This window comes from Thiohalocapsa halophila (assembly GCF_016583825.1).
GTDB classification, from domain to species: domain Bacteria; phylum Pseudomonadota; class Gammaproteobacteria; order Chromatiales; family Chromatiaceae; genus Thiohalocapsa; species Thiohalocapsa halophila.
On sequence record NZ_NRRV01000001.1, the window covers coordinates 104,881 to 118,837 of the forward strand.

Consider the following 13,957-nt stretch of genomic DNA (forward strand, 5'->3'; position numbering starts at 1 on the left):
CATGAAAGTGCTCGTCACCGGCAGCGCCGGGTTCATCGGCTCCGCTCTGTCCCTGCGGCTGCTCGAGCGCGGTGACACCGTCATCGGCGTCGACAACCTGAACGACTACTACGACGTGAGCCTCAAGCAGGCGCGCCTTGAGCGGGTGCAAGCCCAGGCCGGGTTCACGGACCTGCGCCTGAGCCTGGAAGACCGCGCGGGCATCGCGGCGGCCTTTGCCGAGCATCGCCCCGAGCGCGTCGTGAACCTGGCCGCGCAGGCCGGCGTGCGCTACTCCATCGAAAACCCGCTCGCCTACGTCGATACCAACCTGGTGGGCTTCGCGCACATCCTGGAGGGCTGCCGCCACAACGGCGTCGAGCACCTGGTGTACGCCTCCAGCAGCTCCGTCTACGGCGCCAACACCAGCATGCCCTTTTCGGTGCACGACAACGTGGACCATCCGCTCAGCCTGTATGCGGCGAGCAAGAAGGCCAACGAGCTCATGGCCCACACCTACAGCCACCTCTACCGGCTGCCGAGCACGGGTCTGCGCTTCTTCACCGTCTATGGTCCCTGGGGACGCCCAGACATGGCGCTATTCAAGTTCACCCGCGCCATCCTCGCAGGCGAGCCCATTCCCGTCTTCAACTACGGCCAGCACCGCCGCGACTTCACCTACATCGACGACATCGTCGAGGGCGTGATCCGGGTGCTGGACCGCATCCCCGAGCCCGACCCGGCATGGTCCGGCGACCGCCCGGACTCCGCCACCAGCAGCGCGCCCTATAGGCTCTACAACATCGGCAACAACCAGCCGGTGGAGCTGATGCACTACATCGAGGTGCTGGAGCGCTGCCTCGGCCGCGAGGCGCAGAAGGAGCTGCTGCCGCTACAGCCGGGCGACGTGCCCGACACCTATGCCGACGTGACAGACCTGGTGGAGCAGCTCGGCTACAAACCGGCGACCAGCATCGAGGACGGCGTCGCCCGCTTCGTGGACTGGTATCGGAGCTACTACCGCGTTTGAGCCACGGCGGCCGAGCCGCGGGCTGCCTGCCGACGCGCAGGCGCGGCCATCTACCAGGGTGGTGCCTCGCCGCCGGCAACCTCGGCATCCGCGGCGGGCGCCTTCGCTGCGGGGCTCGCCTCCGCCTCGTCCGCCAGCGCTGCCTCCAAGGCCCCGAGCAGCCCGCGCAGCTGCTCGCTCATCAGCGTCATCTCCGCCTCGAAGCGCAGCGCCGGGTCCTCATCCTCGGCACCATCCATGGCCTGCTCCAGCAGCTCGTCGGCGAAGCGCAGACGCTTGAGAGAGAAGTCGTCCCCGAGCACCAGCTCGAGGCCGTCCTGCCAGTTGAGACCCAGGGCCGCGACGCGCATGCCGGCGTCGATATGGGCGCGCACCTCCGCTGAGCCCAGATCCACACCCCGGCAGCGCACGACGCTGCCCTTCTCCGCCGGGTCGCGCAGCTCGCACTGATCCTCCAGCGCCAGACCCGCGGGCGGCGCACCGGAGAGCACCCAGGCGGTGAAGCGCTCGGCCGCCGACGGCGCCGCGAGCGGCGTCGCCGGCAGCGAGCCCAGGCTCTCGCGCAACAGCGACAGCACCTCCTCGGCGAGCTTCTCCGAGGCGGCATCCACCAGCACCCGGCCCGCCTGCGGATCGATGAGCGCCGGGATCAGCCGCGAGCGGGTGAAGGCCTGCGGCAGCATCTCGGCCAATAGGGCATCGCGCAGCTGGCTGCGCTCGCGGCGGGGGACGTCGCGGCCTTCCGCCTGCTCCAGCTCCGCGACCCGCTCCGCGACGGCCTCGGTCACCACGGAGGCCGGCAGCAGGCGCTCCTGGCGGCGCGCGGCCACCAGCAGGCAGCCGTTGACGGCGTGGGTGAGCATCTCCGCCTGGGGGCCCAGCGGCGGGCTCCAGCCCATGGTCATGGCCTCCAGCGGGCCGCAGCCGCGGAAGCCCTTCTCGGCCAGGCGCTCGTGCAGGCCAAGCTCGTCCAGCTCGAAAGGGGTGTTGAGCCGATAGACCCGAGCGTTCTTGAACATCCGCTGCTCCCGCGAAAAAGCCGCGGATTATCCGGCTAAGGACACATTCGGGCAAATAAATCTCGAGGCGGCCGCAGGTCGGCGCTGGGCGAGACGCGAAGCCCGACGACGTACGACGGCACGAGCGTCGGGCCTCCTGGCGTCGGCGCCGACCTACAGCGCACCGGCTCGAATGCCGACGCGGTTAGGATGCACAAGGCGCCAGCGTGCGCGTCGCGGGCGCTGAGCCGATCAAGCCACCTCGGCCAGCGCGGACGGCGCGAGCGGCAGCCGCCGCGCGCCCCAATGCCCGGGCTCGGCCTCGAAGACGCCGGCGCAGGGGGCGCCACAGTGGCCGCAGCGGCCGTCGGCGGTGAGCCCCCAACGCCCGAGCCGATACCAGTCGCGCTCGATGAGCAGCTCGCCGCAGGCATGGCAGTAGGTGCTGCCGCCGGCGCCGTCATGCAGGTTACCGGTGTAGGCATAGCGCACGCCCTGATCCATGGCCACCCGCCGCGCCCGGATCAGGGTGGCGGGCGGCGTGGGCGGCAGGTCGCGCATCCGGTAGTCCGGATGGAAGGCGCTGAAGTGCATGGGCACGTCCGGCCCGAGGTGCTCCACCACCCAGGCGGCCATGCGGGCGATTTCGGCATCGCTGTCGTTGTGGCCGGGGATGATCAGCGTGGTGAGCTCCAGCCAGACATCGGTCTCGTGGTGCACATACTCGATGGTCTCCAGCACCGGCGCGAGGCTCGCACTGCAGAGCTTTTTGTAAAAGTCGTCGGTGAAGGCCTTCAGATCGATGTTGGCGGCGTCCATGCAGGCGAAGAACTCCTCCCGCGCCCCGGGCGAGACATAGCCGGCGGTAACCGCCACGTTGCGGATGCCGAGCGCCCGGCAGGCTTCGGCCGTGTCACAGGCGTACTCCAGAAAAATGACGGGGTCGTTGTAGGTGTAGGCGACGCTGCGGCAGCCGTGACTGGCGGCGGCATGGGCGATGCCTTTGGGCGAGGCGTCCGCCGCCAGGCTGTCCATCTCCCGGGACTTGGACATATCCCAGTTCTGGCAGAAGCGGCACGTGAGGTTGCAGCCGGCAGTGCCGAAGGACAGCACCGGGGTGCCGGGCAGAAAGTGATTCAGTGGCTTCTTCTCGACGGGATCGATGCAGAAGCCGCTGGAGCGCCCGTAGCTATGGAGCACGACGGCGCCGTCCTCGCAGCCGCGCACGAAGCAGAGCCCGCGCTGACCTTCTTTCAGGGCGCAGGCGCGGGGGCAGACGTCGCACTGGACTCGGCCGTCGTCGAGCCGGTGCCAGAGCTCGGTGGGATGGGCAGCATTGGCATGCATGGGAGGCCCTCCGAAGATGCCGCGTGCCAGGCACTGCAAGCGCCGCCGGGCACGCTAGAATTCTGGATAGGAAGCACGCTTGGCGCTTTCACCTGTCTGTCTTGCGGTATTAAAGCGCCTGTGCTCAGACTTATCCCCAGACTTCTCCTAAGTATGGCCCCAAACAACCCCTTTCGCAGCGGACATCCAGCCATGTCGAGAACGCGCCGCCCCGCAGTCGCAAGCCTCTTCTACCCGGGCGATGCCAGCAGCCTCCGCGGCATGGTGACGGACCTGCTCGCCGCCGCTGAGCCCGGCGATGCGCCGGCGAGCACCGAAACGACGCCCACAGGCCAGCCCAAGGCCCTCATCGCCCCGCACGCGGGCTATGCGTATTCGGGCGCCGTGGCCGCCAGTGCCTATGCCCAGCTCCGGCAGCCGGAGACCATCCGCCGCGTGCTGCTCCTGGGTCCTGCGCATCGGCTGCCCTTCCGCGGGCTCGCGGTGCCGGAGGCGGCGGCGCTCGCGACGCCGCTGGGCAGCGTGCCGGTGGACCGCGCCGCCCTGGCCAGCGCCGCCGACCTGCCCCAGGTGCACGAGCTGGACATGGCCTTCGACGGCGAGCACTGCCTGGAGGTACAGCTGCCGTTTCTGCAGGCGCGGCTCTCCGACTTTGGCATCGTGCCGCTACTGGTGGGCGATGCCAGCGCCGAGGAGGTGGCCGAGGTGCTGGAGCGCCTTTGGGGCGGCCCGGAGACCCTCATCGTCATCAGCTCGGACCTCAGCCACTATCTGGACTACGACAGCGCCCGAGCCATTGACGCCCGCACCTCAGAGGCCATCTGTGCACTGCGCCCGGACGCCATCTCCACACGCCAGGCCTGTGGTCGGCATCCCGTTGCCGGCTTGTTGACGGCCGCACGGCATCACCACTTGCACGCCCGAGCGCTGGACCTGCGAAACTCCGGCGACACCGCCGGCCCCAGGGATCGAGTGGTAGGCTATGGGGCCTATGCCTTCAACTGACGATGGCAGAGCGCGCACGGCGCAGCCGACGGCGGCGGGCGCCGAGCCGACCCCCGGCACCAAGGCATGTGCAGCCGACTCCGCCAAGGCCTCGCTGGGTGCCTCGCTGGGTGCCTCGCTGCTGGACGCCAGCCAGCGCCGCCGGCTGCTGGACATCGCGCAAGCGTCCATCCGCCATGGCCTGGAGACCGGCCGCCCCGGCACCCTGGAGATCACAGCCGAAACAGCGGCCCTGCAAGCGCCGCGCGCGGCCTTCGTAACACTGGAGCTGAAGCGGCGCCTGCGCGGCTGTATCGGCCATCTGGAGGCGACGCAGCCCCTGGCGCTGGACGTGTCGGACAACGCCTTCGCGGCGGCCTTTCGGGATCCGCGCTTCCCGCCGCTGGCGCTCTCCGAGCTCGCGGCGCTCAGCATCAAGGTCTCGGTGCTGACGCCGGCGGTGGAGCTGGCGTTCAGCGACGAGGCCGGGCTGCTGGCGCAGTTGGTCCCGGGCAGCGACGGGCTGATCCTGGCGGACGCGGGCCGCCGCGGCACCTTCCTGCCGGCGGTGTGGGAGCAATTGCCAGCGCCTGAGGACTTCCTGCGCCGGCTCAAGGAAAAGGCCGGCCTGCGGCCGGATCATTGGAGCGGCGAGCTACGGGTCTGGCGCTACCGCACCGAATCCTTCGGCGACTGATCCCAAGCCCGAGCCGAGCGACGGCCCGATTCAGCCCGGCGACGCCCCGCCGCTAGCCGCCACGCCGCGACCGCGCCCCGACAGCCCGACGCGCGCCAGCACCCACCCTCGCCGCACTGCATCTGCCAGGCCCCGCCGTGGACCAAATCCCCATCGCCGAGCTGTTGTCCCTGTTGGTGCTGCTGGTGCTGTCCGGGTTCTTCTCGGGCTCCGAGACGGCGCTGATGACGCTGAACCGCTATCGGCTGCGCCACCGCGCCGAGAGCGGGCACCGCGGCGCCAAGCTCGCCCGCGCCCTGCTGGATCGCCCGGACCGGCTCATCGGCTTGATCCTGCTCGGCAACAACTTCGTCAACATCCTGGCGTCGTCGCTGGCGACGGTGATTGCGCTCGAGCTCGGCGGCGAGGGGGCCATTGCCATCGCCGCGGGCGTCCTGACCCTGGTGATCCTGATCTTCGCAGAGGTCACGCCCAAGACCCTGGCCGCGCTGCACCCGGAGGTCATCGCCTATCCGGCGGCCTATGTCTACACGCCGCTGCTCAAGGTCATGCAGCCGGTGGTGTGGTCGGTGAACATCATCACCAACAACCTGCTGCGGCTGCTGGGCGTGCACCCGGGCGCCGAGGATGGCTCGGCACTGAGCCGCGAGGAGCTGCGCACCGTGGTCAACGAGGCCGGTGCCATGATCCCCGAGGGCTCGCGGGACATGCTGCTCGCCATCCTCGACCTTGAGAACGCCGTGCTGGAGGACATCATGATCCCCCGCAACGAGGTGGAAGGCATCGACCTCCAGGACCCGACGGACGAGATCGTCGCCGCCATCAAGCGCGCCAACTACACCCGGCTGCCGCTGTTCGACGGCGGCATCGACAACGTCATCGGCATCTTCCACACCCGCCACACCATCGGCCTGTTGGACGATGACGGCGACATCCGTGAGCGCCTGCGCGCCATCGCCCGCCCCCCCTATTTCGTGCCCGAAGGCACCCGACTCTACCAGCAGCTCATCGCCTTCCAGCGTGCCAAGCGCCGCGTGGCGCTGGTGGTGGACGAGTACGGCGATTTCCAGGGGCTGGTGACGTTGGCGGACCTGCTGGAGGAGATCGTCGGCGAGTTCACCACCGATCCCGCCGACGCCTACCCCGAGATCCACCGCGCCGACGACGGCAGCCTGCTCATCGACTGCAGCATCAATGTCCGCGAGCTCAACCGCGCCATGCGCTGGGGCCTGCCCAAGCACGGCCCCAAGACCCTGAACGGCCTCATCATCGATTATCTGGAGACCATCCCGCAGCCCGGCACCAGCCTGAAGCTCTACGGACACCCGCTGGAGATCATCCAGACGGATGAAAAGGCGGTGAAGACCGTCAAGCACCTCGGGCCCCTGCCGGCCGTTACGGCGGTGTCGGCGAGCATGCACTGATGCGCTGAGGCGCCCGCGCCAGCAGAGCGCGCCCTCAGTCGCATCGTCGCACGGAATGGCACCACCCGGTCCTTACCGCTCTTGCCATTGCGCACCAGGATGCGTCAGCCCTCGCACTGTCGCCTCAGCAAGCCCGACGGGCGTCATTGCGCCGCTCCCGGGGCGCAGAAATCAGCACACTCCGCGGGAGCAGGCAGGGACCTGCGGCGACGCTGGAGGAACGGGACGATCAGGTCACGGACACGCCGTTACTGCGGCGCCTGTCCGTCATCGTTTTCCTTTCGACCACCCGCCAACCCCAGCCGCAGCAGCACCCGCAGCCGGCGCAGGTCGTCGGCCGGCACGGCATCGGCGGTGAGCAGCAGGCTCGGCTGCCAGAGCCAGCGCACGCGCAGGTGTAGGATCACGAGCCCGACGCCGACGAAGGTGGATGGCGCGAGCCGGACCTCTCTGGTGCGGTCGTCGGCGAAGGTCGCCTGCCAGCCGCGCTCGCTCCAGTCCACGGCGACCACGGACCAGGGCGCCCGGCGCAGCACCTGTGCCCAGATGACATAGGCGAGGCTCAGGAGGATCACCGCGCCGAGCAGCAGGCGCAGCCACGGAGCCGGTGTCGGCAGCGGCACCAGCACGGCAAGCGCCGCGGCGTGGCTCAGGAGGACGAAGCCCAGCAGTCGACGCGATGGCCGCGGTGCGATCCGAAGCGGCGGCAGGCTGCGTTGGCCGGACATGGGCTTGCGGCGTCCCGGGCGGCGGCGCGCAGCGATCTATCGAGAGCAGGCAGGTGGCGATGCCGTCCGCCCGGACGCCGGCAGTAGCCGGGCGGACGGGTGCGGGTCAGCTCAGGATCTCGCCAGAGTAGTCGGCGATGCCGGGGTTGCCCTCGACATTCTTGAGCTTCGGTGTATTGAGCTTGTCGATCTTGACCGTCTTGACGTCCCGCAGGTAGGTGGCGACCGTCTCCCAGATGGGCTCGCCCGGTGCCTGGCTGCCGACCGTGGCCCAGCCGGAGACGACATAGGTCTTGTCCGCCTCGATCTTGGTGCCGTCGTCGAGCTGCATCTCGGTGATGCGCTCGCCCATGCCGCCGGTGGGGTCGCAGACGTAGTCGAGACCGCCGACGCGGACCATGTCGCCGCCCTGCTGGATGTAGGGGTCCGGGTTGAAGAGGTTGTCGCAGACATCCTCCAGGATGGCCTTGATCTCGCTGCCCTTCATCTCCCGGCGGTAGGTTTCCGGATAGGTGATGCAGGTCTGATCCATGACGTTGTCCATGGTGATCTTCTGCCCCGGCAGCACCGAGGTGCCCCAGCGGAAGCCGGGCGAGAGGCTGATCTGGGCGTCGTTGACCTTGCGCAGGGCGTCGCAGATGACCTGGTCGAAGGTGCCGTTGAAGTTGCCGCGTCGATACAGGACCTCCTCTGCTGTGGCCAGCTCCTCGGTGAGCTTGTCGAGGTAGGGCGCGCGGGTCTCCTCGATGTACTTGGCCATGTCCGCGTCCGCTGGCAGCAGGTTCGAGAACACGGGCAGCAGCCGATAGCGATAATCGCGCAGCTTGCCGTCTTTGACGTCCAGGTCCATGACGCCCAGGAACTTGCCGTTGGAGCCGGCGTTGGTCACCAGGGTCTTGCCGGAGGCGTTCTCCACGACCGTCGGCGCCGGCATGCCGTCGTGGGTATGGCCGCCGAAGATGACGTCGATACCCGTCACCTGGCCCGCCATCTTCAGGTCCACGTCCATGCCGTTGTGGGAGAGCACCACCACCAGGTCGGGCTCCTCCTCGGCGCGGATCTTGTCGACAAACTCCTGCATGCGCGCGTCCTGGATGCCGAAGGTCCAGTCCGGGATGAAGCGCTGCGGATTGGCGATGGGGGTGTAGGGGAAGGCCTGACCGATGACGGCGATGCGGGCGCCGCCGACGTCCTTGATGGTATAGGGCTCGAAGGCGAGGCCGGCGTCCTCCTGGAAGCCGCCGAAGTCGGCGAATCTGTAGTCGAACAGGGCCTCTTCGCGCACCTTGACGTTCTGCGCCACGAAGTCGCCGTTGAAGGCACCGACGTTCTTGATGACCTCCTCGTCCAGGTAGGTGAACTCCCAGTGGCCGGTCATGATGTCGACGCCCAGGCGGTTGCAGGCGCCGACCATGTCCATGCCGCGGGTCCAGTAGGCGGTGCCCGAGCCCTGCCAGGTGTCGCCGCCGTCCAGCAGCAGGCTGTTGCCGTCGCCGCGGTCCGCGCGAATACGGTCTACCAGCGTCTTTAGATGCGCGAAGCCGCCGACGGCGCCGTACTGCTCCGCCGCCTCGGCAAAGTTCAGAAACGAGAACGCATGCGCCTGGATGCCGCCCGGCTCGATGTCAAAGTGCTTCAGCAGCGCCTCGCCCACCAGGTGCGGCGCTTTGCCGAAGGCCGGCCCGATGCCGATGTTGACGTTCGGCTCCCGGAAGTAGATCGGGTTCAGCTGCGCGTGGCAGTCCGTCATGTGCAACAGGGTCACATTGCCGAACTTGGGCACTTCGTAGAGATCGCTCGGTTGCTTCGCCTGGGCGAACACCGAGCGGGGCAGCATGCCGGCGGCGCCGGCGAGTCCCATCAGGCGCACGAATTCGCGTCGTGAAATGGACATTCGGTTATGATCTCCTCTGGTTTTCACTTAGGGCGGCTGGGGCAGACCCGGAGCGCCGCAGCCTCAGGGCGCGAGGGGCGGGACACCGACAGGGGCGCAAACATCACCGCCGCTGCACAGATCCGGATGGGATCGAAGGCCGCAATAGTATGCATGTGCAGGTGTCGGATTTGCCAACAACAGGCCACCGCCGCAGCGCCGACACCGCCAGGACCGCCGCCAAACGCTTGACCGCCCGCCAGATGCCGGCATCGATCCTGTTTCTTGCTTTGCTTGTTTGCGCGGCGCTGCCGGGCGCTGCGCCAGCCGATGCGCCAACGGCCACCGACCGGCAGGTCCTGATCGGTGTGCTGAGCCACCGCGGCGATGCCCGCACGCGCAGCGCCTGGCAGCCTACCGCGGACTACCTGAGCGCACAGGTGCCGGGCGCTCACTTCACTGTCGTCCCGCTGGACTTCGCCGCCGTCGAGCCAGCAGTGGCCGCGGGCAGCGTCGATTTCGTGCTGGTCAACCCCGCAATCTACGTGGCGTTGGAGCAGGAGCACGGCGTGTCGCGCATCGCAACCTTGCGCAACGGCTCCGGCGAGCACGCGCGCAACCTCTTCGGTGGCGTCATCTTCACACGCGCGGAGCGCGACGATATCCAGCGCATCGAAGACTTGGCCGGCAAGCGCTTCATGGCGGTGGACCCCAACTCTCTGGGCGGGTTCGAGATGGCGCAGGCCGAGCTGCTGCAGCGCGGCATCGACCTCACCGACGATCTGAGCTCCCTGGCCTTCGGCGGCATTCACGACGCCGTCGTGCTGGCCGTGCGCGACGGCGAGGTGGACGCCGGCACCGTGCGCACCGAGGTGCTGGAGCAGATGGCCGCGGCCGGCGTCATCGACCTCGCGGACTTCAAAGTGCTCGGCGCCCGTGACACACCGGGCTTCGCGCCGCTGCACAGCACCCCCCTGTACCCGGAATGGCCCTTCAGCAAGCTCGATGGCACGCCCATGGACCTGGCGCAGTCCGTGGCCGTGGCGCTGCTGCGCATGCCCGCGGACGGGCCCGCCGCACGCGCGGGCGGCTATGCGGGCTGGACCGTCCCCCTGGACTATCAGCCCGTGCACCAGCTGCTGCGCGCGCTCCAGCGTGCACCCTACGACGACGCGACGCCCTTTACGCTGGCGGACGCGCTGGCCAAGTATTGGCTGGCGGTGGTCATCGGCACGCTGGCACTGCTGACCATGGCCCTGCTCACTAGCCGGGTGCTGCAGCTGAATCAGCGCCTGAGCCGCGCCAACACCCGCTTGGAGCGGCGCCACCAGCTGATCCTGGACTCCGTCGCCGAGGGCATCTACGGCGTGGATCTCAACGGCTGCACCACCTTCGTCAACAAGGCCATGGAGCGCATGACCGGCTGGCGTGCCGAAGAGCTGATCGGCAACGAGACCCACGAGATCCTCCATCACACCCGCCCCGACGGCGAGCCGCATCCGCGCGAGGACTGCCCGGTCTGCGCCACCTTCGGCGACGAGCAGTCGCGCTTCGTGGACGACGACATCGTCTGGCGGCGCGACGGCACCAGCTTTCCCGTGGAGTACAGCGCCACGCCCATCCGCGACGAGCAGGGCCAGACCCTCGGCACCGTCGTCGTCTGCCGTGACATCACCGAGCGCCGCGAGGCCGCCGAGCGCTTCCGCCGCCAGGAGGCCGAGCAGGCGCACTTCACGCGGCTGTCCACGCTGGGTGAAATGGCCTCGGGCATCGCCCACGAGCTGAACCAGCCGCTGACGGCCATCACCACCAACGCCCGTGCCTGCGTGCGTATGATCGACGCCGCGCGCGCCGACACCGGCACCTGCAAAGAGGTGATGGACAAGATCGCCGAGCAGGCGGAGCGCGCCGGCGAGGTGATCCGCCATATTCGGCGCTTCGTGCGCAAAGAAGAGCCGGAGATGGCCCCCGTCACCGTGACGGACATGTTCGAGACCGTGCTGGTGCTCATGCGCCAGGACGCCCGCCGCGCCGGTGTCGCCCTGCATCGCCAGATCGGCTTCGGCGCCGACACCGTGATGGCGCAGCGCACCCAGATCGAGCAAGTCCTGCTGAACCTGGTGCGCAACGCCGTCGAGGCCATGGCCGATCAGCCCCGCGAGCGGCGGGTGCTGCTGCTCGCCCGGCGTAACGGCGATGTGGTGGAGATCCGGGTCGTGGACACCGGCCCGGGACTCGGCAAAGGCTCCCCGGAGCACCTGTTCGAGCCCTTCGTTACGACCAAGCCACAGGGACTCGGTGTCGGACTCTCCATCAGCCACGGCATCGTCGAAGCCCACGGCGGGCGCCTGCGGGTGGACTCGACGCCGGGCATCGGTGCGACCTTCTTCTTCAGCCTGCCCTATGTCGACAAGCGCCACGGGGTGACTCCCACCGCCGTGCCATTACAATCCGACGGTAACGAGACCGACCATGCCGGAGAGCACGCATGAGCAAAGATCCGACGGTGTTCATCGTCGATGACGACGACGAGGTCCGCGAGGCCATCGGGCTGTTGATGGACTCCGTGGGCCTCGCCGCCGAGACCTTCGATTCTGCCTGGGCGTTTTTGAACTGCTTCGACCCCGAGCGCCCGGGGTGCCTGGTGCTCGATGTGCGCATGCGCCACATGAGCGGCCTGGAGCTCCAAGAGCGCCTGTCCGAAGAGCCGCTGCATCCGCCCATCATCATCATCACGGGCCATGGCGACGTGCCCATGGCCGTGCGGGCGGTGAAAAATGGCGCGGTGGACTTCATCGAAAAGCCGTTCAACGACCAGGCCATGTTGGACGCCGTGCACCGCGCGCTGGAAGTGGACGGCGACCAGCGCGGCCACGCGCTGGAGGTCGCCCAGATTCAGGACCGCGTCGAGCGGCTCACCAAGCGCGAGCGCGAGGTGCTGGATCAGATCCTCGCCGGCAAGCGCAACAAGGTCATCGCTGCCGATCTGGGCATCAGCCAGTCCACGGTGGAAGCCCATCGCGCCAAGGTCATGGAGAAGCTGGAGGCCCGGTCCTTGTCCGAGCTGATGCGCATGATGCTGATGCTCTATCCGGACCGCGCCAAGAGCGCCCAGGAGGGCTGAGATCGGCGCGGCGAAGCCCCTGCGCACGCCGTCGGCATGCACCGCTGCGGTGCATGCCGACGGCCAGGCCGGGGAATTTATCGAGCTGTATGGCGTCTGACTCCGACGTGGCCGCAACCGGCGCGGCAAAACCTTGCGTTTTGTCTATGGCGCGGGCACCATCCGCGGCGTCGAGCGGGCAGCACAATGACAAAACGCGGGGCTCGCACCACCGCCGACCCGCCACTGTCCCTCACGGTCAAATCACAACAACCAAGCCACTGCGCCCTGCTCGGTCCCATGACCGGCGTTGCACGACAAGGGCCAAGCGAGCCAACCGGTGCCGTCGCAACGACGGTGTCCGTCGAAACGAGCCATAACCCGACAAACCTCAGGAGGTATTGCATGCCCTTCAAACAGCCGTTGCTCGCCGTCTCGGCGGCGACACTCCTGACCCTGGCCGCCGCCGGTGCCCAGGCCGAAATGCCCGAGATGGAGCTGAACGGCAACGTGGAAGCGGGCAAGGAAGTCGCCCTGGACCGCTCACGCGGCAACTGCATCGCCTGTCATGTCATGCCCGATGGGGAGGCACCCGGCGCCATCGGGCCGGCCTTGGTCGCCATGCAGACCCGCTATCCGAGCAAGGAGGATCTGGCTGTGCAGATCTGGGATCCAACCATTAAGAACCCGGGAGTCGTGATGCCGCCCTTCGGCAGGCACGGCATTCTGAGCGACAAGGAGTTCATCGACGTCGTCGAGTACATCTGGCAGCTGTGACCGCCCGGCACGCGCGGGCGTCGGCACGCCCGCATGACGCCGACAGCGGGGAATACGGCAGCCCGCCGTCAGCCGCGCAGCGGCCATAGCACCGCCACCGGCGACGACCCCGCGAACTTCTCATCGGAGACCGCAACCCCATGAACAAGACCATCACCACCATCACCGCCGCCTGTGTCGGCGGACTGCTGGCCGCGCCCCTGTTCGCCAGCCCGGAGGAAGACCGCGAGGTCTGGCAAGCATACTTCCAGCAGCGCTTCCCGCAAGTCGAAAAAGACGAGTTCGTCAACGGCGTTTATTCCATTGACCCGGTGGGCCGCGAGAACTGGGAGGCCATCGAAGAGTTCCCGCCCTACGAGGCCGCCATCTCCGACGGCGAGGAGATGTGGGGCACGCCCTTCGCCAACGGCAAGACCTACAAGGACTGCTTCCCGGAGGGCCCGGGTGTCGCCGCCGACTACCCCCATTGGGACAAGGAAAAGGGCATGGTCATGACCCTGCCGCTGGCCATCAACAATTGTCGCGAGGCCAATGGCGAGGAGCCGCTCAAGTACAAAAAGGGACCCATCAACGACATCCTGGCCTATATGGCCTACGAGTCCCGCGGCGACGTCGTCGATGTCGAGATCCCCGAAGACGACCCCCGCGCCCTGGATGCCTACCAGAAGGGCAAGGAGTTCTACTTCGCCCGCCGCGGCCAGCTCAACTTCTCCTGCGCCAGCTGCCACGTCGGCAACTCCGGCAGCACGCTGCGCACCGAGATCCTGAGCCCCGCCTTCGGCCACACCACCCACTTCCCGGTATACCGCTCCAAGTGGGGGGCCATGGGCACGCTGCACCGCCGCTACTCCGGCTGCAATAAGCAGGTACGCGCCAAGCCTTTCCCCGCGCAGGGCGAGGAGTACCGCAACCTCGAGTACTTCATGACCTACATGAACAACGGCCTGGAGCTGAACGGCCCAGGCGCGCGTAAATAACGAGCCACCCGACTGAGCCCGGCCGACGCGCTGGCTGTGC

Annotated in this window: 12 protein-coding genes; 8 read left to right on the plus strand and 4 right to left on the minus strand. The window is 68.2% G+C overall.

Annotation, left to right across the window (positions count from 1 at the left end):
* The first annotated feature begins 1 nt into the window (after window position 1).
* Window positions 2–1,009, plus strand: a complete 1,008-nt coding sequence (locus CKO31_RS00505) for an NAD-dependent epimerase (protein WP_200232948.1) — start codon at window positions 2–4, stop codon at window positions 1,007–1,009.
* Window positions 1,010–1,059: 50 nt separating this feature from the next.
* Here the strand turns inward: CKO31_RS00505 and CKO31_RS00510 are convergent, their stop codons facing one another.
* Window positions 1,060–2,028 (minus strand): recombination-associated protein RdgC, encoded by a 969-nt coding sequence (locus CKO31_RS00510; RefSeq protein WP_200232950.1) that lies wholly within the window; start codon window positions 2,026–2,028, stop codon window positions 1,060–1,062.
* A 231-nt stretch (window positions 2,029–2,259) separates the two neighbouring features.
* The gene (amrS, locus tag CKO31_RS00515; protein ID WP_200232952.1) at window positions 2,260–3,354 is read right to left on the minus strand and encodes an AmmeMemoRadiSam system radical SAM enzyme; all 1,095 of its coding nucleotides are present in this window, start codon (window positions 3,352–3,354) and stop codon (window positions 2,260–2,262) included.
* A gap of 192 nt (window positions 3,355–3,546) precedes the next feature.
* Here amrS and amrB point away from each other — a divergent pair, with 192 nt between their 5' ends.
* From amrB to CKO31_RS00530, 3 genes are all read left to right on the plus strand, one after another.
* Window positions 3,547–4,359, plus strand: a complete 813-nt coding sequence (amrB, locus tag CKO31_RS00520; protein WP_200232954.1) for an AmmeMemoRadiSam system protein B — start codon at window positions 3,547–3,549, stop codon at window positions 4,357–4,359.
* Window positions 4,346–5,035: an AmmeMemoRadiSam system protein A gene (gene amrA / locus CKO31_RS00525; protein WP_200232956.1), complete on the plus strand. Its 690-nt coding sequence runs from the start codon at window positions 4,346–4,348 to the stop codon at window positions 5,033–5,035. Before amrB ends, amrA begins: the two co-directional genes overlap by 14 nt.
* Window positions 5,036–5,172: 137 nt before the next feature.
* Window positions 5,173–6,459, plus strand: a complete 1,287-nt coding sequence (locus CKO31_RS00530; protein WP_200232958.1) for an HlyC/CorC family transporter — start codon at window positions 5,173–5,175, stop codon at window positions 6,457–6,459.
* Window positions 6,460–6,707: 248 nt separating this feature from the next.
* Here CKO31_RS00530 and CKO31_RS00535 read toward each other — a convergent pair whose 3' ends face one another.
* Together CKO31_RS00535 and soxB are read right to left on the minus strand one after the other, a co-directional pair.
* Window positions 6,708–7,187, minus strand: coding sequence for a protein YgfX (locus CKO31_RS00535; RefSeq protein WP_200232960.1), 480 nt, complete (start codon window positions 7,185–7,187; stop codon window positions 6,708–6,710).
* Between the two features lie 106 nt (window positions 7,188–7,293).
* On the minus strand, window positions 7,294–9,081 hold the full coding sequence (gene soxB / locus CKO31_RS00540; protein ID WP_200232968.1) for a thiosulfohydrolase SoxB: 1,788 nt from the start codon (window positions 9,079–9,081) through the stop codon (window positions 7,294–7,296).
* Between the two features lie 242 nt (window positions 9,082–9,323).
* Between soxB and CKO31_RS00545 the strand changes: the two genes are divergently transcribed.
* The 4 genes from CKO31_RS00545 (at window position 9,324) to soxA (ending at window position 13,917) form a co-directional block, all read left to right on the plus strand.
* Window positions 9,324–11,552, plus strand: coding sequence for a PhnD/SsuA/transferrin family substrate-binding protein (locus CKO31_RS00545; protein ID WP_200232969.1), 2,229 nt, complete (start codon window positions 9,324–9,326; stop codon window positions 11,550–11,552).
* Window positions 11,549–12,184 (plus strand): response regulator transcription factor, encoded by a 636-nt coding sequence (locus tag CKO31_RS00550; protein ID WP_200232971.1) that lies wholly within the window; start codon window positions 11,549–11,551, stop codon window positions 12,182–12,184. Before CKO31_RS00545 ends, CKO31_RS00550 begins: the two co-directional genes overlap by 4 nt.
* A 384-nt stretch (window positions 12,185–12,568) precedes the next feature.
* Window positions 12,569–12,940 carry a sulfur oxidation c-type cytochrome SoxX gene (soxX, locus tag CKO31_RS00555; RefSeq protein WP_200232973.1) on the plus strand — a complete coding sequence of 124 codons (372 nt, stop codon included), beginning with the start codon at window positions 12,569–12,571 and terminating at the stop codon, window positions 12,938–12,940.
* Window positions 12,941–13,080: 140 nt separating this feature from the next.
* Window positions 13,081–13,917 (plus strand): sulfur oxidation c-type cytochrome SoxA, encoded by an 837-nt coding sequence (gene soxA / locus CKO31_RS00560; RefSeq protein ID WP_200232975.1) that lies wholly within the window; start codon window positions 13,081–13,083, stop codon window positions 13,915–13,917.
* Window positions 13,918–13,957: the final 40 nt, after the last annotated feature.